At 50.0% G+C, this 19,481-nt stretch carries 17 protein-coding genes; 12 read left to right on the top strand and 5 right to left on the bottom strand.

What is annotated here, in order from left to right:
- The first annotated feature begins 100 nt into the window (after positions 1 to 100).
- The 6 genes from LA337_07705 (at position 101) to LA337_07680 (ending at position 8,082) form a co-directional block, all read left to right on the top strand.
- Positions 101 to 1,861, top strand: coding sequence for a YcaO-like family protein (locus LA337_07705; GenBank protein UBI17570.1), 1,761 nt, complete (start codon positions 101 to 103; stop codon positions 1,859 to 1,861).
- Between the two features lie 404 nt (positions 1,862 to 2,265).
- Positions 2,266 to 3,123, top strand: a complete 858-nt coding sequence (gene focA / locus LA337_07700; protein ID UBI17569.1) for a formate transporter FocA — start codon at positions 2,266 to 2,268, stop codon at positions 3,121 to 3,123.
- Between the two features lie 59 nt (positions 3,124 to 3,182).
- Positions 3,183 to 5,465: a formate C-acetyltransferase gene (pflB, locus tag LA337_07695; protein ID UBI17568.1), complete on the top strand. Its 2,283-nt coding sequence runs from the start codon at positions 3,183 to 3,185 to the stop codon at positions 5,463 to 5,465.
- A 310-nt stretch (positions 5,466 to 5,775) separates the two neighbouring features.
- Positions 5,776 to 6,516 (top strand): pyruvate formate lyase 1-activating protein, encoded by a 741-nt coding sequence (gene pflA / locus LA337_07690; GenBank protein ID UBI17567.1) that lies wholly within the window; start codon positions 5,776 to 5,778, stop codon positions 6,514 to 6,516.
- Positions 6,517 to 6,541: 25 nt separating this feature from the next.
- Complete coding sequence (locus LA337_07685) at positions 6,542 to 7,276, top strand: hypothetical protein (GenBank protein ID UBI17566.1); 735 nt, start codon at positions 6,542 to 6,544, stop codon at positions 7,274 to 7,276.
- A gap of 11 nt (positions 7,277 to 7,287) precedes the next feature.
- Positions 7,288 to 8,082, top strand: a complete 795-nt coding sequence (locus tag LA337_07680; protein ID UBI17565.1) for a hypothetical protein — start codon at positions 7,288 to 7,290, stop codon at positions 8,080 to 8,082.
- A 5-nt stretch (positions 8,083 to 8,087) separates the two neighbouring features.
- Here the strand turns inward: LA337_07680 and LA337_07675 are convergent, their stop codons facing one another.
- A complete protein-coding gene (locus tag LA337_07675) occupies positions 8,088 to 8,936 on the bottom strand; it encodes a MurR/RpiR family transcriptional regulator (GenBank protein UBI17564.1) in 849 nt (282 codons plus the stop codon).
- Positions 8,937 to 9,057: 121 nt separating this feature from the next.
- Between LA337_07675 and LA337_07670 the strand changes: the two genes are divergently transcribed.
- From LA337_07670 to LA337_07650, 5 genes are read left to right on the top strand one after another with little or no spacing between them, the layout of a single operon-like run.
- Positions 9,058 to 9,333, top strand: a complete 276-nt coding sequence (locus tag LA337_07670; GenBank protein UBI17563.1) for a PTS sugar transporter subunit IIB — start codon at positions 9,058 to 9,060, stop codon at positions 9,331 to 9,333.
- A gap of 17 nt (positions 9,334 to 9,350) precedes the next feature.
- Positions 9,351 to 10,616 (top strand): PTS transporter subunit IIC, encoded by a 1,266-nt coding sequence (locus tag LA337_07665; GenBank protein UBI17562.1) that lies wholly within the window; start codon positions 9,351 to 9,353, stop codon positions 10,614 to 10,616.
- A 12-nt stretch (positions 10,617 to 10,628) separates the two neighbouring features.
- On the top strand, positions 10,629 to 11,429 hold the full coding sequence (locus tag LA337_07660) for a transketolase (GenBank protein UBI17561.1): 801 nt from the start codon (positions 10,629 to 10,631) through the stop codon (positions 11,427 to 11,429).
- A complete protein-coding gene (locus LA337_07655) occupies positions 11,426 to 12,337 on the top strand; it encodes a transketolase (protein ID UBI17560.1) in 912 nt (303 codons plus the stop codon). Before LA337_07660 ends, LA337_07655 begins: the two co-directional genes overlap by 4 nt.
- Positions 12,338 to 12,388: 51 nt before the next feature.
- On the top strand, positions 12,389 to 12,826 hold the full coding sequence (locus LA337_07650) for a PTS sugar transporter subunit IIA (GenBank protein UBI17559.1): 438 nt from the start codon (positions 12,389 to 12,391) through the stop codon (positions 12,824 to 12,826).
- Between the two features lie 252 nt (positions 12,827 to 13,078).
- On the opposite strand, the gene LA337_07645 is transcribed toward LA337_07650, so the two are convergent.
- Entirely contained in the window at positions 13,079 to 14,227 is a 1,149-nt protein-coding gene (locus tag LA337_07645) for an MFS transporter (GenBank protein ID UBI17558.1), read from the bottom strand.
- Between the two features lie 385 nt (positions 14,228 to 14,612).
- Here LA337_07645 and LA337_07640 point away from each other — a divergent pair, with 385 nt between their 5' ends.
- On the top strand, positions 14,613 to 15,239 hold the full coding sequence (locus tag LA337_07640) for a hydrolase (GenBank protein ID UBI17557.1): 627 nt from the start codon (positions 14,613 to 14,615) through the stop codon (positions 15,237 to 15,239).
- Positions 15,240 to 15,347: 108 nt separating this feature from the next.
- Here LA337_07640 and LA337_07635 read toward each other — a convergent pair whose 3' ends face one another.
- The 3 genes from LA337_07635 to dmsA are packed head-to-tail and all read right to left on the bottom strand — an operon-like array spanning position 15,348 to position 19,285.
- Positions 15,348 to 16,211 carry a dimethyl sulfoxide reductase anchor subunit gene (locus tag LA337_07635; protein ID UBI17556.1) on the bottom strand — a complete coding sequence of 288 codons (864 nt, stop codon included), beginning with the start codon at positions 16,209 to 16,211 and terminating at the stop codon, positions 15,348 to 15,350.
- 1 nt (position 16,212) lies between these two features.
- Positions 16,213 to 16,830 (bottom strand): dimethylsulfoxide reductase subunit B, encoded by a 618-nt coding sequence (gene dmsB, locus LA337_07630; GenBank protein UBI17555.1) that lies wholly within the window; start codon positions 16,828 to 16,830, stop codon positions 16,213 to 16,215.
- 10 nt (positions 16,831 to 16,840) lie between these two features.
- Positions 16,841 to 19,285 (bottom strand): dimethylsulfoxide reductase subunit A, encoded by a 2,445-nt coding sequence (dmsA, locus tag LA337_07625; protein ID UBI17554.1) that lies wholly within the window; start codon positions 19,283 to 19,285, stop codon positions 16,841 to 16,843.
- Positions 19,286 to 19,481 lie beyond the last annotated feature (196 nt).

Here is a 19,481-nt window from a genome sequence, read left to right as displayed (position 1 = left end):
TAGCTAATACTTTTATTTACGCCTGAACTCCGGCGACGATAGCGCCGTTCATTGAAAACCCGTATCATTGCGCGCTTTCCGTACGACAAAAGTGATTTTCATGACGCAAACATTTATCCCCGGCAAAGATGCCGCTCTGGAAGACTCCATCGCTCGCTTCCAGCAAAAATTGCTCGACCTCGGTTTTCAAATTGAAGAAGCCTCGTGGTTGAATCCCGTTCCTAACGTCTGGTCGGTACATATTCGCGACAAAGAATGCGCGCTGTGCTTCACCAACGGTAAAGGTGCGACGAAAAAAGCGGCGCTGGCTTCCGCGCTGGGCGAATATTTTGAGCGTCTGTCGACTAACTATTTCTTTGCGGATTTCTGGCTGGGTGAAACTATCGCCAACGGCCCGTTCGTACATTACCCGAACGAAAAATGGTTCCCGCTGACTGAAAATGACGACGTACCAGAAGGTCTGCTGGATACACGTCTGCGTGCGTTTTACGATCCAGATAACGAATTGACCGGCAGCATGCTTATCGATCTACAGTCTGGTAATGAAGAACGTGGCGTCTGCGGTCTGCCGTTTACCCGCCAGTCGGATAACCAGACTGTCTATATTCCGATGAACATTATCGGCAACCTGTATGTTTCTAACGGCATGTCTGCGGGTAATACGCGTAACGAAGCGCGTGTTCAGGGCCTGTCTGAAGTCTTTGAACGTCATGTGAAGAACCGCATTATCGCGGAAAGCATCAGCCTGCCGGAAATCCCGGCTGAAGTGATGGCGCGCTATCCAGCAGTGGTGGAGTCCATTGCCAAACTGGAAGCGGAAGGTTTCCCAATTTTCGCCTACGATGGCTCGCTGGGCGGCAAGTACCCGGTGATTTGCGTTGTCTTGTTCAACCCGGCCAACGGTACCTGCTTTGCTTCCTTCGGCGCGCACCCAGATTTCGGTGTTGCGCTGGAGCGTACCGTCACTGAACTGTTGCAGGGCCGTGGTCTGAAAGATCTTGATGTCTTCACCCCGCCGACGTTCGACGATGAAGAAGTGGCGGAACACACTAACCTTGAAACCCACTTCATTGATTCCAGCGGCCTGATCTCCTGGGATCTGTTCAAGCAGGATGCCGACTATCCGTTCGTTGACTGGAATTTCTCCGGCACTACGGAAGAAGAGTTCGCCACCCTGATGGCTATCTTCAATGCTGAAGATAAAGAAGTGTATATCGCCGACTATGAGCATCTGAGCGTTTACGCCTGCCGTATTATTGTTCCGGGAATGTCTGACATCTATCCGGCAGAAGATCTGTGGTTAGCCAACAACGCCATGGGTGCCCATCTGCGTGACACCATCCTCTCTCTGCCAGGCAGTGAATGGGATAAAGAAGACTATCTCAATCTGATCGAACAGTTGGACGAAGAAGGCTTTGACGACTTCACCCGTGTACGTGAACTGCTTGGTCTGGCGACCGGCGCGGATAACGGTTGGTATACCCTGCGCATTGGCGAGCTTAAAGTGATGCTGGCGCTGGCTGGTGGCGACCTGGAACAGGCGCTGATCTGGACTGAATGGACGATGGAATTCAACGCATCTGTCTTTAGCGCTGAACGAGCCAACTACTACCGCTGCCTGCAAACGCTGCTACTGCTATCTCAGGAAGAAGATCGCCAACCGCTGCAATATCTGAACGCATTCGTTCGCATGTACGGAGCCGATGCGGTTGAAGCGGCAAGTGCGGCATTAAGTGGCGAAGCGCCGTTCTACGGGCTGCAACCCGTTGATAGCGATCTGCAGGCTTTCCCGGCGCATCAGTCTCTGCTGAAAGCCTACGAAAAACTGCAGCGCGCGAAAGCTGCACACTGGTCAAAATAGTGACAATCAACCTGCGCTGAGTAGGCTAAAGGTATTGTCTGGGCTATATTACGGGGCGCTTTATGCGCCCTGTTTTTTATTTTGGTCAAATCAAAAAATAAATGTAAAAACAAGGTTAAATATTAGTAGTTGATATTAAAAAAATTAGCTTATTAATGTGGTTTTTTATCTCAATTACTCCATTTTAATTAACCATCTGACAGGAGACAAAAAGAAAAAATTCAACTCACTTTATAATTTTTAAAATTTATTTTTATATGGATAATCAACAAGTTACTCCGTAATCGCATAAAAACCATGCGTCTTACGGGCCTATAAGCCAGGCGAGATATGATCTATATCAAATTCTCATCTATAATGCTTTGTTAGTATCTCGTCGCCGACTTAATAAAGAGAGAGTTAGTGTGAAAGCTGACAACCCTTTTGATCTTATTCTTCCTGCTGCAATGGCCAAAGTTGCCGAAGAAGCAGGCGTCTATAAAGCAACGAAACATCCGCTTAAGACGTTCTATCTGGCAATTACTGCCGGTGTATTCATTTCAATTGCCTTTGTTTTCTATATCACCGCCACAACCGGTACCGGAGCTATGCCTTTCGGCATGGCAAAATTAGTAGGTGGTATCTGCTTTTCCCTGGGGCTGATTCTTTGTGTTGTCTGCGGCGCAGACCTCTTTACCTCAACCGTATTGATTGTCGTAGCAAAAGCCAGTGGTCGTATTACCTGGGGCCAATTGGCTAAAAACTGGCTTAACGTTTATGTCGGTAACCTGGTTGGTTGCTTGCTCTTCGTACTACTGATGTGGCTTTCCGGCGAATACATGACCGCCAACGGCGCGTGGGGGCTCAACGTCCTGCAGACAGCCGACCACAAAGTGCACCATACTTTTGTTGAGGCGGTAAGTCTTGGCATCCTGGCTAACCTGATGGTGTGCCTGGCGGTATGGATGAGCTACTCGGGCCGCAGCCTGATGGACAAAGCGTTTATCATGGTATTACCGGTCGCAATGTTTGTTGCCAGCGGTTTTGAGCACAGTATCGCAAACATGTTTATGATCCCTATGGGTATTGTAATACGCGATTTCGCCACCCCGGAATTCTGGGCCGCTGTTGGGTCTTCTCCGGAGAATTTTTCTCACCTGACCGTGATGAACTTCATCACCGATAACCTGATTCCGGTTACGATCGGTAACATTATCGGCGGCGGTTTGTTGGTCGGGTTGACATACTGGGTCATTTATCTGCGTGGTAACGATCATCATTAATCTGATGATGCCCATTACACGCAGTAAATAAAAAATCCACTTAAGAAGGTAGGTGTTACATGTCCGAGCTTAATGAAAAGTTAGCCACAGCCTGGGAAGGTTTTACCAAAGGTGACTGGCAGAATGAAGTAAACGTCCGTGACTTCATTCAGAAAAACTACACTCCGTATGAGGGTGACGAGTCCTTCCTGGCTGGCGCAACTGATGCGACCACTGCACTGTGGGACAGCGTGATGGAAGGCGTTAAACAGGAAAACCGCACTCACGCGCCTGTTGACTTTGACACCTCCGTTGCTTCTACCATCACTTCTCACGACGCTGGCTACATCAACAAAGCGCTCGAGAAAATCGTTGGTCTGCAGACTGAAGCTCCGCTGAAACGTGCAATCATTCCGTTTGGCGGCATCAAAATGGTTGAAGGTTCCTGCAAAGCGTACAATCGCGAACTGGACCCGATGCTGAAAAAAATCTTCACCGAATACCGTAAAACCCACAACCAGGGTGTATTCGATGTTTACACCAAAGACATTCTGAACTGCCGTAAATCCGGTGTTCTGACTGGTCTGCCAGATGCGTATGGCCGTGGCCGTATCATCGGTGACTACCGTCGCGTTGCGCTGTACGGTATCGACTACCTGATGAAAGACAAATACGCTCAGTTCGTCTCTCTGCAGTCCGATCTGGAAAACGGCGTAAACCTGGAAGCAACTATCCGTCTGCGTGAAGAAATTGCTGAACAGCACCGCGCACTGGGTCAGATCAAAGAAATGGCTGCTAAATATGGCTGCGATATCTCTGGTCCGGCTACCAACGCTCAGGAAGCTATCCAGTGGACTTACTTCGGCTACCTGGCCGCTGTTAAATCTCAGAACGGCGCAGCAATGTCCTTCGGTCGCGTATCCACCTTCCTGGATGCTTACATCGAACGTGATATCAAAGCAGGCAAAATCACCGAGCAAGACGCTCAGGAAATGATTGACCACCTGGTCATGAAATTGCGTATGGTTCGTTTCCTGCGTACTCCTGAATATGATGAACTGTTCTCCGGTGACCCGATTTGGGCAACTGAATCTATCGGTGGTATGGGCGTTGATGGCCGTACTCTGGTTACCAAAAACAGCTTCCGCTTCCTGAACACCCTGTACACCATGGGTCCTTCTCCGGAGCCGAACATCACCGTTCTGTGGTCTGAAAAACTGCCTCTGAACTTCAAGAAATTCGCCGCTAAAGTGTCCATCGACACCTCTTCTCTGCAGTACGAGAACGATGACCTGATGCGTCCGGACTTCAACAACGACGATTACGCTATCGCTTGCTGCGTAAGCCCGATGGTTGTTGGTAAACAAATGCAGTTCTTCGGTGCGCGTGCAAACCTGGCGAAAACCATGCTGTACGCAATCAACGGCGGCGTTGATGAAAAACTGAAAATGCAGGTTGGTCCTAAATCTGAACCGATCAAAGGCGACGTTCTGAACTTCGACGAAGTTATGGACCGCATGGATCACTTCATGGACTGGCTGGCTAAACAGTATGTCACCGCGCTGAACGTTATCCACTACATGCACGACAAGTACAGCTACGAAGCCTCTCTGATGGCGCTGCATGACCGTGACGTTATCCGCACCATGGCGTGTGGTATCGCTGGTCTGTCCGTTGCTGCTGACTCCCTGTCTGCAATCAAATATGCGAAAGTTAAACCGATTCGTGATGAAGACGGTCTGGCTGTAGACTTCGAAATCGAAGGCGAATACCCGCAGTTTGGTAACAACGACCCTCGCGTTGATGATATGGCGGTTGACCTGGTAGAACGTTTCATGAAGAAAATTCAGAAACTGACTACTTATCGTAACGCTATCCCGACTCAGTCTGTTCTGACCATCACCTCTAACGTGGTTTATGGTAAGAAAACCGGTAACACCCCAGATGGTCGTCGTGCTGGCGCGCCGTTCGGACCGGGTGCTAACCCAATGCACGGTCGTGACCAGAAAGGTGCTGTTGCCTCTCTGACCTCCGTTGCTAAACTGCCGTTTGCTTACGCTAAAGATGGTATCTCTTACACCTTCTCTATCGTTCCGAACGCACTGGGTAAAGACGACGAAGTTCGTAAGACCAACCTGGCTGGTCTGATGGATGGTTACTTCCACCATGAAGCGTCCATCGAAGGTGGTCAGCACCTGAACGTGAACGTCATGAACCGTGAAATGCTGCTGGATGCGATGGAACATCCGGAAAAATATCCGCAGCTGACCATTCGTGTTTCTGGCTACGCTGTACGTTTTAACTCCCTGACTAAAGAACAGCAGCAGGACGTTATTACTCGTACCTTCACTCAGACCATGTAATTGGTTTTGACTGAAATCGTACTTTAAAAAGCGTACAATAAAGGCTCCACGTAAGTGGGGCCTTTTTAATAGCCTGCTTTGTCAGCTATCTATACTTATATACTCGATGGATTTCGAGTTGCATTGAGGCGGCAACGGAGTGAATCCCCTGGAGCGTACAGAAGTACGTGACTGGGGTGAGCGAAGGTAGCTAACAAAGATGCAGCTTGAAAGACGAAAAGTATGGATAGCAGCCAAAACAGACTCGACACAGTTAATAACTGTGCACTAACACAGGCCCCGGATGGGCCACACCTGGAGATACACCGCAATGTCAGTTATTGGTCGCATTCACTCCTTTGAATCCTGTGGCACTGTTGATGGCCCGGGCATCCGTTTTATTACCTTCTTCCAGGGCTGCCTGATGCGCTGCCTGTATTGCCATAACCGTGACACATGGGATACGCACGGCGGCAAAGAAGTCACCGTCGACGAGTTAATGAAAGAAGTCGTGACCTACCGCCACTTTATGAACGCATCCGGTGGCGGTGTGACGGCGTCCGGCGGCGAAGCTATTCTGCAAGCTGAATTCGTACGTGACTGGTTTCGGGCCTGTAAAAAAGAAGGTATTCATACCTGTCTGGATACTAACGGCTTTGTTCGCCGCTACGATCCGGTTATCGATGAGTTGCTGGAAGTCACCGACCTGGTCATGCTCGATCTCAAACAGATGAACGATGAAATCCATCAGAATCTGGTCGGCGTATCGAACCATCGTACGCTGGAGTTCGCGCGTTACCTGTCCAATAAAGACATCAAAGTGTGGATCCGCTACGTTGTCGTGCCTGGCTGGTCTGACGATGACGACTCTGCGCACCGCCTGGGTGAGTTTACCCGCGATATGGGCAACGTTGAAAAAATCGAGCTGCTGCCATATCACGAGCTGGGCAAACACAAATGGGTGGCAATGGGCGAAGAGTACAAACTGGATGGCGTCAAGCCACCAAAGAAAGAGACCATGGAGCGCGTGAAAGGCATTCTCGAGCAATATGGACATAAAGTGATGTATTAATGTTTATGCATTAAGGAAGTAAATCATGGATAGATTTTTGCGATACGGAATATTCGCACTGCTCTTTATATTCCATACAGCTTCGGTCCGGTCAGATTCCGGACCGAAGATTCGTTATCTGTATAACGATGACACCACCGAAGAAACAGTCGCTTTCTTCTACGATAACTCCTTTGCTCGCTGTGCCGAATGCAATCCGTACAGTCAAAGTGATATCGATGCGCTACGCTCAACGCCGTTCGATACCCGAATGGGCAATATTTATAAAGTCGCTGATAACAAAATCTGCATCAACGCAGCAGAGTGTTTCCCTCTCCCATTAAAGATTCCAAAAGAGTCCCCCTGGAAGATAATTGATTATCGTTGGGTTGCTGACACACCTGACTATCAGTTAGATAACAATAAATTACCCGCAGCGCAAAAACAGGAAATTACACAAGCCAGTTTGATAACCGCCAGGTTCCAATTAGATCCGTCAGTCAGTGAAGAAGACGGTAATGAAACCAGCGCCGACCACGCTTACTACGTCGCGCAAACCATGGAATCTCTTGAAAAATATAAGCTCCAGATTGTTGATACCGAAAAACGTTACCTGGTTTTTCCCCTTGATAATGGGCTGAAAATCACGGTAGATATGCAAAAAGGTAACGATGGCTTGCCCATTGATTCCTTGTTATACCGCCCTGGTCATGTACCAATAATCATTGATTTAACCGACAGTGAGCTGGTTGCTGCCCACTTCTACCTCTCAGGCCACTAAAGGATTTCACGATGAGAGTACTTGTTTCAGCATTTTTTTTGCTGTTCGCTCAGAGTACGAATGCCGCCGGCACCTGTGATATCAACGCCATTGTGCAGCATGCGTGGCCGGAGGCAAAACCAGCAGCGGAAGGTAAGATGCTCACCAAAAGCAATCAGGTTATCGATATCACGGGCAACTCAGCGCAAAGCGTAATTTGCCGCGTCTGGCCCGCTCACCCGGAACTGACATTGGCGGCGATTCCGCTGATGGCACAACAGGATAACGATTACGATCATACTGGCGATCTGGAACTTTTGGTACTAGACTCCGCGAGCCTCGACGTTAAACAACGATTACGCCTGCCCGAAAGGATGAATGACGACGCTATTCGAATTTCCGGTCTGATACTGGATACCGCTCGCTGGAAAGTCGCCACTAACCAAACCGCATTTGGCTTGCGGATAGCCCGCACCGGCAGTTCCCGTGTAAATCCATTTAGTGAAGATGTGCTATCGCTGTTTGTTATTGAAAATGACCAACTACGAACGATATTAAACGGTATCGTCCTTGAAAACAGTACCGGGGAATGGGACGGGAACTGTGAAGGAACATTCAACGATATTACTCGTACCCTCTCACTTACGCCTGACTCGCATAATGGATACGTTGATATTCGTGTAAGAGAGAAAAGTGTAGCATCCAACGCCAATCTTCAGGCTGATGCTGAGTGTACCTCAAAAGATAAGTCCAGCAAGGCGAGCTGGACCCTGCTTTATAATGGAAAACAGTATGTCGTCCCCAAAAATCTGGCGCCACTTGAGTAAACGGTTCAGGACATAAAATATTCCGAGAGCTTATTCGCCACGCTTTCAATTGAGAAAATGCTCTTCTGATGCGCTTTACGGCACTCCGCATAGCGCTCATCTTGCTCCTCCAGCGCATTGAGTAATTTGTCCGCCACCATCATTGCACCGGCGATTTCTGCGAAACCATACTCCCCCTCACCCTTCAGGGCTACGGCGGCCTGTAGATTCCAGTCCGAAAGACGGCTAAGCGGCGCAAAGGTGCCGCGGGTCAGCGAAAGGATCCGCGCGCCATGCTGCTTCGCCAACGCCAGCGCTTGCATCATATCAGCCGATGCCTGCTCAGTGTGCACCACAATGATTCCCTGGCTCTGCGGTTCAACCATCATGGATGAGGTTGTGAGGTAAAAACGATCGACAAAACTTGCCGCCTTACCCATTTTAATCAGGTTCATTTGTAAGAACAGCGCGACGGGCACCGCCGTACCAACAGCGTATATCGCGACAGAATTAACCTGGTTGATCCACGCCGCAGCAGCCTGTAATTCTTGCGTATTAATGATGGCATGGCTGTCACGAATGCTCGCCACTACGGCAGAGACCTCATCATTTTCCTGCTCTTCAGGACGCGCAGCTCCCTGCTCCAGCGCAAGCGCAGTTCTGAAATCAGAAAAACCTTTAAAACCAAATGCGCGGCAAAAACGGGTAATACTCCCTTCACTGGTTTCAATAGAATCCGCTAACTCTGTGATCGTATGTCTCATCACAAAATCAGGGTTCTCCGTCACAAAACGGCCCACTTTTTCCAGAATTGGGCTTAACCCTCCAGCCTCATTTCTGATGTTTATCAGTAAGTTAGTGTCAATCTGACTCATTTTTCGCCTTTTTGCTCAAAATGCAAACACAGTCACATCTTTCTGCCCACGTTAAGATAATAATTTTTTTCACAACAAGAGCAATGAAAATAATTATTTTTACAAAACAGGAGAAAAATAAATGAAAGGTCTCATTGTCTGTCGTACCGGTATGGGCAGTTCCTTAATGCTCAAAATCAAAGCGCAAAAAATCATCGACAAGCATGGCTGGGATATTGAACTCGAACATGACGTATTGTCCGGTCTTGCCACCTGGCAAGGGATTGATTTTGTTATCACCATGCGCGACCTCACCGATGAAATCGAAGCTGCTGGATTCAGAGCCATCGGTATAACCGACTTGATGAATAGCGAAGAAATGGAAACTGCGCTCACCAGCGTAATTCAGGGCAACTAACCTCTCCCGGAGGCAATATGGATCTCCTCAGGTTTATTGTATTCGACATTTTGGGTGTAACCCCACTTTTAGTTGGATTTATTGCATTAATCGGTCTGCTCATTCAACGCAAGCCGATTGAAAAAGTATTATCCGGCACCTTCAAAACCATCGTTGGATTTCTGGTCTTTGCGGGTGGCGCGGGGCTGGCAGTGACATCTCTGGGTAATTTCCAGACATTGTTTAGCGATGGATTTGGACTCAAAGGAGTGATGCCGTTGGCGGAGGCGCTAACCGGCCTGGCCCAAACCAAATTTGCCATGTGCGTATCACTCATCATGGTTATCGGCTTTGGCTGGAACTTACTTTTTGCCCGTATTACACCGTTTAAATACATTTTTTTGACCGGCCAACATAATCTGTATCTCTCGGCATTGCTCACCGTCACGCTGAAAGCGCTCGGTTACAGCGATGGCGTTACGATTATGGTTGGTTCTGTATTGTTAGGCCTTGCTGCCTGCATCTACCCGGCCATTGCCCAACCGTGGATGCGTAAGATCACCGGCAATGATGAAATCGCCATGGGTCATTATGTCACACTGGCTTACGCGGCCTCAGGCTGGATTGGCTCGAAGGTCGGCGATCCCAAAGAGTCGACGGAGAAACTGAATCTCCCCGGATGGCTGGGGATTTTTAAAGATTACATTGTCTCAGTCTCTATTTCGGTCAGTATTTTCTATTACATCGCCGCACTGGCAGCAGGGAAAACAGCGGTTACCGCGGTAGCAGGTGGCATGCACTGGTTGGTCTACCCGCTTTTTCAGTCACTGACCTTTACCGCCTCGCTTTACATCATTATTACCGGTGTTCGTTTACTGCTTTCAGAGATCGTTCCGGCATTTCTCGGGATCTCGGAAAAATTCATTCCTAATGCCAAACCGGCGCTCGACTGCCCGGTTGTATTCCCTTACGCGCCAACCGCTACCGTACTTGGTTTTATCTCTTCGTTCGTCGGCGGACTGGTGGTGATGGGAATACTTGCGCTGATTGGTCAGACGGTAATCATCCCCGTCGCGATCCCCTATTTCTTCATTGGGGCAACGGCTGCCGTCTTTGGCAACGCTTCAGGAGGCTGGAAAGGCGCAGTGGTGGGAAGCTTTATTACAGGCATTCTCATCGGCATTGGTCCCGCACTTATCTACCCAATTATGGAATCGGTAGGACTTTCCGGTACCAGCTTCCCGGAAACCGATTTCGTCGCGCTTGGTCTGGTGGTGTATTACATCGGCAAAATGCTGCCCTGATAAGGAGTAAACATGAATATTGATGAATTGAAATCTCATGCGCGATCTGCCCGCCGCGATATTGTCACCATTATTTACGAATCCGGTATTGGTCATCCCGGCGGCGCACTCTCCATTATTGATATTCTGACCTGGATTTATCATGAAGAAGTTCGTCTGAATGAAACACCTCGTGCCCGGGTGGTGATGAGTAAAGGCCACGCCGTCGCGGCACAGTACGCCATGCTGTATCAATTGGGGAAAATATCCCGCAGCGAATTTAGCACCTTTCGTCAGATTAACTCGCGTCTGCAGGGACATCCGAGCGTGAAATCACTTCCCGATGTGGATGCAACGACTGGACTGCTTGGCCAGGGTCTGTCAATTGCGCTGGGGATGGCTGCTGCCAAAAATCGCGCGGGGGATCCCAACCGCGTTTTCGCAATCATCGGCGATGGGGAGATGCACGAAGGCCAAATATGGGAGTCACTGCAACAGGCCGCTCATATGCGGATGGACAATCTGGTCGCCATCATCGACTACAACGGTTTTTCCTCACACGATCCGGTCAATGACGTCATCAATCTCGAGCCACTGGCCGACAAAATCCGTAATTTTGGCTGGCACGTACTTGAGCTACAGGATGGTAACAACATGTGCCAGGTTGCCGACACTTTGCAGCTATCTCGTTATCTGAAAGGCAAGCCGGTAGCTATTATCGCCCGCACCACCAAAGGCAGCGGCGTGAGCTATATGGAAAATAACGGCGACTGGCATTCTAAAACACCCAGTGCGGAACAATACCAGCAAGCTATGGAGGAATTACAGTCATGAGAGCACCACGCGATGAGATTGGTAATGCCCTGCTCGCTTTGAGGGAGAAAGGCTATCCAGTTGTCGTTATCGACAGCGATTTGGCGAGCTCCACCCGCACCGATCAGTTTCAGAAGATCTGGCCTGAAGCATTCTTTGAAATGGGAATTGCCGAAGGCTCCGCGATGAGTTTCGCCACAGGTCAGGCATTGGAAGGTAACATTCCTTTTTACGTTAACTTCGCGATGTTCGTGACTGGTACAGCATGGACACAGCTTCGTCAGGCTTGTTACGCAAAGGCCAACATTAAGCTGGTCGGTAGCCATCCAGGTATGGATGACGGCCCGGATGGCGCTTCGCACCATGCGCTGGAAGATCTAGCCCTGACTCGTGTATTGCCAGGAATCACGATTCTGACTCCGGCAGATGCCGAAGAAGTTGAGGCTGCATTTGAGCAGGCAGTAAACATCCCCGGCCCTGTCTACATTCGTGTTGCCCGGGAACCGATGCCCGTACGCGATAAATCAGTTGTCCCCCGAGTATCCGATATCGAGGCCGTGGAGAGTTCAGGCAACGACTTCGCCATTGTTTATGAAGGAACAGTTCTTGAACAAGCGAGTACGGGTTACGCCCAGCTCAGTGCGCAGGGGAAAAGGGGCAAACTGATTCATGTGGCAACGCTAAAACCGTTCAATCGTCAGCGTTTCCTGCACCTCATTGCCAATTGCCCACGTATCGTCACGATTGAAAATCATACGATTAACGGCGGACTGGGTGGCCAGATTGCTGAAGTGCTGGCTGAAGAAGGAATCAACTCACGATTGTGTCGCCTTGGTACTCAGGACACATTCACCGAATCGGGCAACAGCCGGCAGTTGAAAGAGAAATACGGAATTTCAGCCTCTGCAATCTGTGAAGCACTCAAATAATCTGGTTGGCAGACCGTTACACGGTCTGCCAACTACAATGGGGATAAAACGATGCTATCTACGCTATTTTCAGCCTGGCAGTTTCGCGAACAATGCGGCACCTGGCAGGAAGCCGTGCAGTTGGCCTGTCACCCTCTCGAAGTGCAAGGCGTAATTACACATAGTTATACTCAGGCAATCATCCATGAAACAGAAAAACATGGCCCATGGTATATATTAAGTCCAGAATTTGCCCTGCCTCATGCTCGACCGGATGAAGGCGTGATTGGCAGTAAAACACATCTGTCGCTATTGAGCCTGAAAGAAGCAGTCCTGTTTCCCGGACACCCGGATGTGCGGTTAATCATTGTTCTTGCCGCAGCCAACAGCACTCAACATATCGAAATGATCCAACAGTTGGTGTGCTGGCTGGATGAAGCGGAGCGCTTACACCAGTTATCCCATACCACCAGCCTGGCGCAGTTTCTCTCTATTCTTGAAGTGAGTTAACGCATTACTGTTTCCTGCGCGCCAGAAGCGGGAAAATCAGCCCCAATCCTACCAGCACAAACGGCGTCACGATAAAATCAGGCGTGGGATTATGCGCGGTAAAATGAGCGAGCGGAAACGGCAGGGTGTAAAACTATAATCTTCTGCACACTTTATTTTCAGGGCAAAAGCGTGTGATTAAATAATGCAGGTTCCCATAAAGCATACATAAACAGTATGTATGGGAACCTGTTCGTATTCTGTTAAATCAGGTCAAATATGCGCAATAGAATTGGGCGTATGGCCCGTCTTACGCAACAGCATCAGTAAATAAATAAACGATACGCTGGCGATCATGATAAACAGCAAGCTATCTGAATAATTCTGCATCAGCATCGCGGTAAATGAAGGACCAAGCAGGCTGCCCACGGTATAGCTTAATAACAATGCCTGATTCATGGCGACCAGTTGATGGTGTTCCACCTTTTCACAGGCCCAGGCCATCGCTACCGGGTAGAGAGTAAAACCTGCCGCCCCCAACATAAACAACGCGGGCGCCATCGCCGCCTGATTCAGCATGGCAATACTCCCGACGATTACCACGAAAACCTGAACGCGTAAAACCAGCAGGCGTCCCAGCTTATCCGCCAGACGGCCAATCGGCCATTGCCCCAGGATACCGGCGCTAACCAGAACCGCCATCCAGAAACCAATGCTGGCGTTGCTCACCCCCTGATGGTTGAGATACAGCGGCATCAGGCCATACAAGGACCCCAATACAATCCCGGAAATAATACAGCCGTTAACGCCCAGACGCGCCTGTCGCAGCTTCAGCATGGAGACAATAGGCGTAGACTGCTGTTCATCACCCTGCTGATTGGCAATGCGCGTAAAGAGCAGTGGTAAAACGCCAGCCAGGATTGTACCCGTCACCCACGGCAGAACGTTCATCAATTCAGTTGATACTTTACTAACCAGCAACTGGCCTAAAAACGTCCCCACGTAATAGATCATCATATAAGCGGCAAGCAAACGTCCGCGATTACGCGAAGTCCCACTGCACATCAGCGCACTTTCCACTACCACCCAAATCATGGCGCAGCCAACACCGGCAATAAAGCGCCATGTCATCCAGCTCCAGAATCCCACCACAATCCCCAGCCCGACACAACCTACGGCAAAAATAAGCGAGGCGATGTAATAGCTGCGATTAAAACCAAGGTGTTTTATTAAATACCCGGTCAGCAACGTCCCTACCAGATTACCGGTAAAATAGGACGAGCTCACCACGCCTACCTGCCATGTGGGCAGATTTTCATGGGCGAGCCAAAGCGGGACGAGCGTGTTTAACACGGCGATCGCCAGGGTCAACAGAAGCAGCCCGCATAGCAATAGCATGACGGGACGGGTATAGGTGGACATGAATAAAAACCGTGAGGAAGTTCAAATTTCATGCGCATCATGCCACTGCCAAAAACATTGTCAATCGGCGTAATCAGAGGGCTGAGGCGCTTTCTGGACGATCGATTTGCATTACTGATTCTTAATGTGAATAGATAAAAAGCACAAAAACACATCTGCTTGTTTTTATTGATCTAAAACAAAAATCTCGCGTTGCGTTCAGTCGAAAAATTTCATGGACTCCCCTTACTTTTATTTCTTACTAAACTCTATGCGGGATACAGAGCTGCATTGTCTTCAAAATAGAACAGTGAGTTCTTATTTATCTATCTAATCCAAATATCGTTCTTTTCGTAGACTTAAACTCATCAAATTTCCCCCACCGATGCAGAACAGGAGAAATACCATGACTAAACCTTACGTAAGACTTGATAAAGATAATGCGGCAGTACTGCTGGTCGACCATCAGGCTGGCCTGCTCTCTCTGGTTCGGGATATCGATCCCGATAAATTTAAAAACAACGTGCTTGCGCTCGGTGACTTAGCAAAATACTTCAAACTCCCGACGATTCTGACAACCAGTTTTGAGACTGGACCAAATGGGCCGCTGGTGCCGGAACTAAAAGCTCAATTTCCCGATGCGCCTTATATTGCTCGCCCCGGAAACATTAACGCGTGGGATAACGAAGATTTCGTGAAAGCAGTAAAAGCGACCGGCAAAAAGCAGCTGATTATCGCCGGTGTCGTGACGGAAGTTTGCGTTGCCTTCCCTGCGCTCTCGGCGATTGAAGAAGGTTTTGACGTCTTTGTTGTCACCGATGCTTCAGGCACATTTAATGAAATTACCCGCCATTCAGCATGGGATCGGATGTCGCAGGCCGGTGCTCAATTGATGACATGGTTCGGCGTCGCATGTGAGCTGCACCGCGACTGGCGTAACGATGTCGAAGGTCTGGCGACGTTGTTCTCGAATCACATTCCGGATTATCGCAATCTGATGACCAGCTACGACACGTTGACCAAGCAGAAGTAAAACCAGGGCGAACCCCCTGGCCTGATGTATTGTTAATGGCGCTTCACTTATCAGGCCTACAGATCGTGCAGGCCTGATAAGACTTGAGTTAATCCGAGATACTATAAATTAACCCGCCACCGCCATACCAACGGTCATATGCAAACCGTAAAACACGCCACGACCAATCAGCTCACCGACCAGAAGCAAAATAAACGCCACAGAAAGCAGCGGAACGGCAGGCTGGTAGCCCTTCACCTGCGGCACAATCCAGCAGCACAGCGCTAATGCCAGCGCCACAATCCGCCACGCCATCAGCGATCCGTAATCCGGAACCAGCGCAGAAGCCTGTTGAATCGAACTGTGGATCGTCGCCAGTTCAGCCCCCTGCATGACAGACATGATGGCGCTCACGACCAGAGCAAGCACTGAGATAGCCGGCAGCAGGCGCATTGCCCAACCATCCACGCCAGCAATTCTGAGTAACAGATATCCCAGCAGCGGCCCGCCCATAAACATCGTCAGGAAGAAGCCCAGCGGCGTCCAGACGCTGTACCAGGTCGGCACGGTATCGATGGTGTTATACACGCGTACCATCATCCAGACAAAAACCACGCCCAGCACCATGGTGACAACTAACCACAGATTACGTAATGCGGGCGACATTTTTTTCAACGTAGCCAGCAACCAGCCGATACCGCCAACAGCAAAGAAAATTGAGCCACTGGCAATCTCATTACTTAATGCAGAAGATCCTACGCGATTGAGTGAGTTAAAAGCGCGCATCGGCGAGCCCAGATGGAGCATGGAAGCAATAAAGCCAATGCCCATTAATACCCACAGCCCGAACATGCAGGCAATCACGCGCTGCTGCGATTCTGGACGTAAGTCGCCTTTCATCAACGCCAGCGCCAGAACGATAAAGCCGCCAACCACACACTGTCCGAAGACCGTGAAGATCATCAGCGGCCATTCATGCCATCCACTTCCCATCTTACACCTCCTTCGGATTAGCCAGATAACCTGTTGTATCCCCGGTCGGGCGGCTATTGGCGTTAGGTTTGATGACAATACTCGGTTTGGTAAAGTGCGCACCCGGCAGTGGTGCGACCGCTGCCAAAGTACCGTGTTTTTTGCGCAACTCTTCAATCGGACCAAAATCCAGCGCACGCAGTGGGCAGGACTCCACGCAGATAGGTTTTTTGCCTTCAGCGACGCGCTCATGGCAGCCGTCACATTTAGTCATGTGCCCTTTTTCAGCGTTGTACTGCGGTGCGCCGTAAGGACAGGCCATGTGGCAATACCGACAGCCAATGCACACATCTTCATCGACTACGACAAAGCCATCTTCACGTTTGTGCATCGCACCGCTCGGACATACCTTGGTACAGGCCGGATCTTCACAGTGGTTACAGGCAATGGAGAGGTAATAGGCAAAGACGTTCTGATGCCAGACGCCGTTGTCCTCCTGCCAGTCACCGCCTGCGTATTCATAAATGCGGCGGAAGCTGACTTCAGGGGTTAAATTTTTGAAATCTTTGCAGGCCAGTTCGCAGGTTTTGCAACCGGTGCAACGACTGGAATCAATAAAAAATCCATACTGGGTTGTCATCGGCTACTCCTTACACCTTTTCAACCTGAACAAGGTTCGTGTGTGACGGGTTCCCCTTCGCGAGAGGAGACGGACGCTGGGTCGTCAGAACGTTAATGCACCCGCCCTGATCCACGCGTTTTGCATCCGGGTCATACCAGGCGCCTTCTCCTAATGCCACCACGCCGGGCATCATACGTGGTGTGACCTTCGCCTCGATATGCACTTCACCGCGGTCGTTATAGATGCGCACCTTGTCGCCGTTGTTAATGCCGCGTCGCTGCGCATCCATCGGGTTGATCCACATTTCCTGGCGGCAGGATGCTTTCAGAACATCTACGTTGCCATAGGTCGAGTGGACGCGAGACTTATAGTGGAAGCCGGTCAACTGCAGAGGGAATTTCTCCACCAGCGGATCGTTTAAGCTCTCAAAGCCTGGGGTGTAAATCGGCAGGGGATCGATCACATCACCTTCAGGAAGCTCCCAGGTTGCCGCGATCTCAGCAAGCTGCTGCGAATAAATTTCGATCTTACCTGACGGCGTGGTCAGCGGATTAGCTTTAGGATCTTCACGGAATGCCTTATACGCCACGTGATGCCCTTGCGGATCGCGCTGTTTAAAGATCCCTTGTTTACGGAATTCTTCAAACGTTGGCAGTTCAGGAATCGCTTTGCGCGACTGCTCGTAGAGATGGCGCATCCACTCTTCCTGAGTACGACCTTCTGTAAACTGCTGCTCGACGCCAAGGCGCTTCGCCAGCTCGCTGGTCATCTGGTAAATAGTCTTGCATTCGAATCGCGGCTTGATCGCCTGATCGGTGAAAATCACATAGGACATGTTGCCGCAGGAGGCATCCAGCGCGAAGTCCATCTGCTCAGATGCGGTGCAGTCCGGCAGCAAAATGTCCGCGTATTTCGCCGAGGAAGTCATATGGCAGTCGATGACGACGATCATCTCGCATTTGTTCTCATCCTGCAGGATTTCATGCGTACGGTTGATATCAGAATGCTGGTTAATCAGGCAGTTACCGGCATAGTTCCAGATCATCTTAACAGGAACATCAAGCTTGTCTTTACCGCGTACGCCGTCACGCAGGGCCGTCATCTCCGGGCCTCGCTCAATCGCGTCCGTCCACATGAACATCGAAATGCTGGTTTCAACAGGGTTTTCCAGCGTAGGCATACGTTCAAACGGCAAACTATATGAGCCCTCACGCGCCCCGCTGTTGCCGCCGTTGATCCCTACGTTACCGGTCAGGATAGCCAGCATAGAAATGGCGCGGGTCGCTATTTCACCGTTGGCGTGACGCTGCGGTCCCCATCCCTGGCTGATGTATGCTGGTTTAGCGCTACCGATTTCACGCGCCAGTTTGACGATTCGATCAGCGGGAATACCAGTAATCTGCGCCGCCCACTCCGGAGTCTTGGCAATACCGTCCTTGCCCTGCCCTAGAATATACGCCTTGTAGTGACCGTTCTTCGGCGCATCGGCCGGTAAGGTTTTCTCGTCGTAACCTACGCAGTACTTATCGAGGAACGGTTGGTCAACCATGTTTTCGGTGATCAAGACATACGCCAGACCATTAACCAGCGCCGCATCAGTTCCTGGACGGATCGGGATCCATTCATCCTCACGACCAGCGCCGGTATCCGTGTAGCGGGGATCGATAATGATCATGCGGGCATTGGATTTTTGACGCGCCTGTTCAAGGTAATAGGTTACCCCACCCCCGCTCATACGGGTTTCACCAGGGTTATTCCCGAACAGAACCACCAACTTGCTGTTTTCAATGTCTGACGGGCTGTTACCGTCAGCCCAGCCGCCGTAAGTGTAGTTCAACCCGGCAGCGATTTGCGCTGAAGAGTAGTCACCGTAGTGGTTAAGGTAGCCGCCGCAGCAGTTCATCAACCGTGCTACCAGCGTTTTACCCGGCGGCCACGAGCGCGTCATGGTGCCGCCCAGCGTACCGGTGCCGTAGTTCAGGTAGATAGACTCGTTGCCGTAGTCTTTAATAAGACGCTGCATATTGCTGGCAATGATGTCGTAGGCTTCATCCCAACTGATGCGCTCAAATTTGCCTTCTCCACGTTTGCCGACGCGTTTCATCGGGTATTTCAGCCGATCGGGATTATAGACGCGACGACGCATGGAGCGACCACGCAGACAAGCGCGCACCTGGTGCAGACCGTCATAGTTGTCATCGCCGGTGTTGTCGGTTTCGACATACTTTATTTCACCATCGACCACATGCATACGCAGCGGGCAGCGGCTACCGCAGTTCACCGTACATGCGCTCCAGATCACCTTCTCATTAATCTGTGACGGATTAAGGGCTTCTGCGGCATTTGCAATACGGGTAAATGGCAGGGTAAACGCGCTACTGGCCACCGCCAGTCCGCCTATTGCCGTCGTTTTCACCAAACCGCGGCGACTAACCTCAGCTGCCAGCACGGCATCGGGGATTTTAGTTTTCATAGTGGCTCACTCTGCTGCTCACAATAAAAAAATACAAACACTCGCTGTATAGTTTTTTATATAACGTTAATATCGATATACAGGCTGTTAAATACTGAATTTGCTAAAAGACAGAGATAAATACTGACTTTCATTCGAAGGCAGTATTACTCCTATGGGAGTAGTCGTTATTGTCCGACGTCAAACGGGCATAAAA

This window comes from Citrobacter europaeus (assembly GCA_020099315.1).
GTDB classification, from domain to species: Bacteria; Pseudomonadota; Gammaproteobacteria; order Enterobacterales; family Enterobacteriaceae; genus Citrobacter; species Citrobacter europaeus.
The sequence above is the reverse complement of the archived record's forward strand: the minus strand, read 5'-3'. Positions and strand labels throughout refer to the sequence as shown.

What these genes read in the sequence shown, in the direction of transcription:
- LA337_07635 (UBI17556.1), bottom strand. Translation starts at nt 16,211, where the DNA reads ATGGGAAGTGGATGGCATGAATGGCCGCTGATGATCTTCACGGTCTTC.
- LA337_07640 (UBI17557.1), top strand. Translation starts at nt 14,613, where the DNA reads ATGACTAAACCTTACGTAAGACTTGATAAAGATAATGCGGCAGTACTG.
- LA337_07650 (UBI17559.1), top strand. Translation starts at nt 12,389, where the DNA reads ATGCTATCTACGCTATTTTCAGCCTGGCAGTTTCGCGAACAATGCGGC.
- LA337_07680 (UBI17565.1), top strand. Translation starts at nt 7,288, where the DNA reads ATGAGAGTACTTGTTTCAGCATTTTTTTTGCTGTTCGCTCAGAGTACG.
- dmsA (UBI17554.1), bottom strand. Translation starts at nt 19,285, where the DNA reads ATGAAAACTAAAATCCCCGATGCCGTGCTGGCAGCTGAGGTTAGTCGC.
- pflB (UBI17568.1), top strand. Translation starts at nt 3,183, where the DNA reads ATGTCCGAGCTTAATGAAAAGTTAGCCACAGCCTGGGAAGGTTTTACC.
- LA337_07675 (UBI17564.1), bottom strand. Translation starts at nt 8,936, where the DNA reads ATGAGTCAGATTGACACTAACTTACTGATAAACATCAGAAATGAGGCT.
- LA337_07645 (UBI17558.1), bottom strand. Translation starts at nt 14,227, where the DNA reads ATGTCCACCTATACCCGTCCCGTCATGCTATTGCTATGCGGGCTGCTT.
- LA337_07655 (UBI17560.1), top strand. Translation starts at nt 11,426, where the DNA reads ATGAGAGCACCACGCGATGAGATTGGTAATGCCCTGCTCGCTTTGAGG.
- LA337_07685 (UBI17566.1), top strand. Translation starts at nt 6,542, where the DNA reads ATGGATAGATTTTTGCGATACGGAATATTCGCACTGCTCTTTATATTC.
- LA337_07660 (UBI17561.1), top strand. Translation starts at nt 10,629, where the DNA reads ATGAATATTGATGAATTGAAATCTCATGCGCGATCTGCCCGCCGCGAT.
- LA337_07670 (UBI17563.1), top strand. Translation starts at nt 9,058, where the DNA reads ATGAAAGGTCTCATTGTCTGTCGTACCGGTATGGGCAGTTCCTTAATG.
- pflA (UBI17567.1), top strand. Translation starts at nt 5,776, where the DNA reads ATGTCAGTTATTGGTCGCATTCACTCCTTTGAATCCTGTGGCACTGTT.
- dmsB (UBI17555.1), bottom strand. Translation starts at nt 16,830, where the DNA reads ATGACAACCCAGTATGGATTTTTTATTGATTCCAGTCGTTGCACCGGT.
- LA337_07665 (UBI17562.1), top strand. Translation starts at nt 9,351, where the DNA reads ATGGATCTCCTCAGGTTTATTGTATTCGACATTTTGGGTGTAACCCCA.
- LA337_07705 (UBI17570.1), top strand. Translation starts at nt 101, where the DNA reads ATGACGCAAACATTTATCCCCGGCAAAGATGCCGCTCTGGAAGACTCC.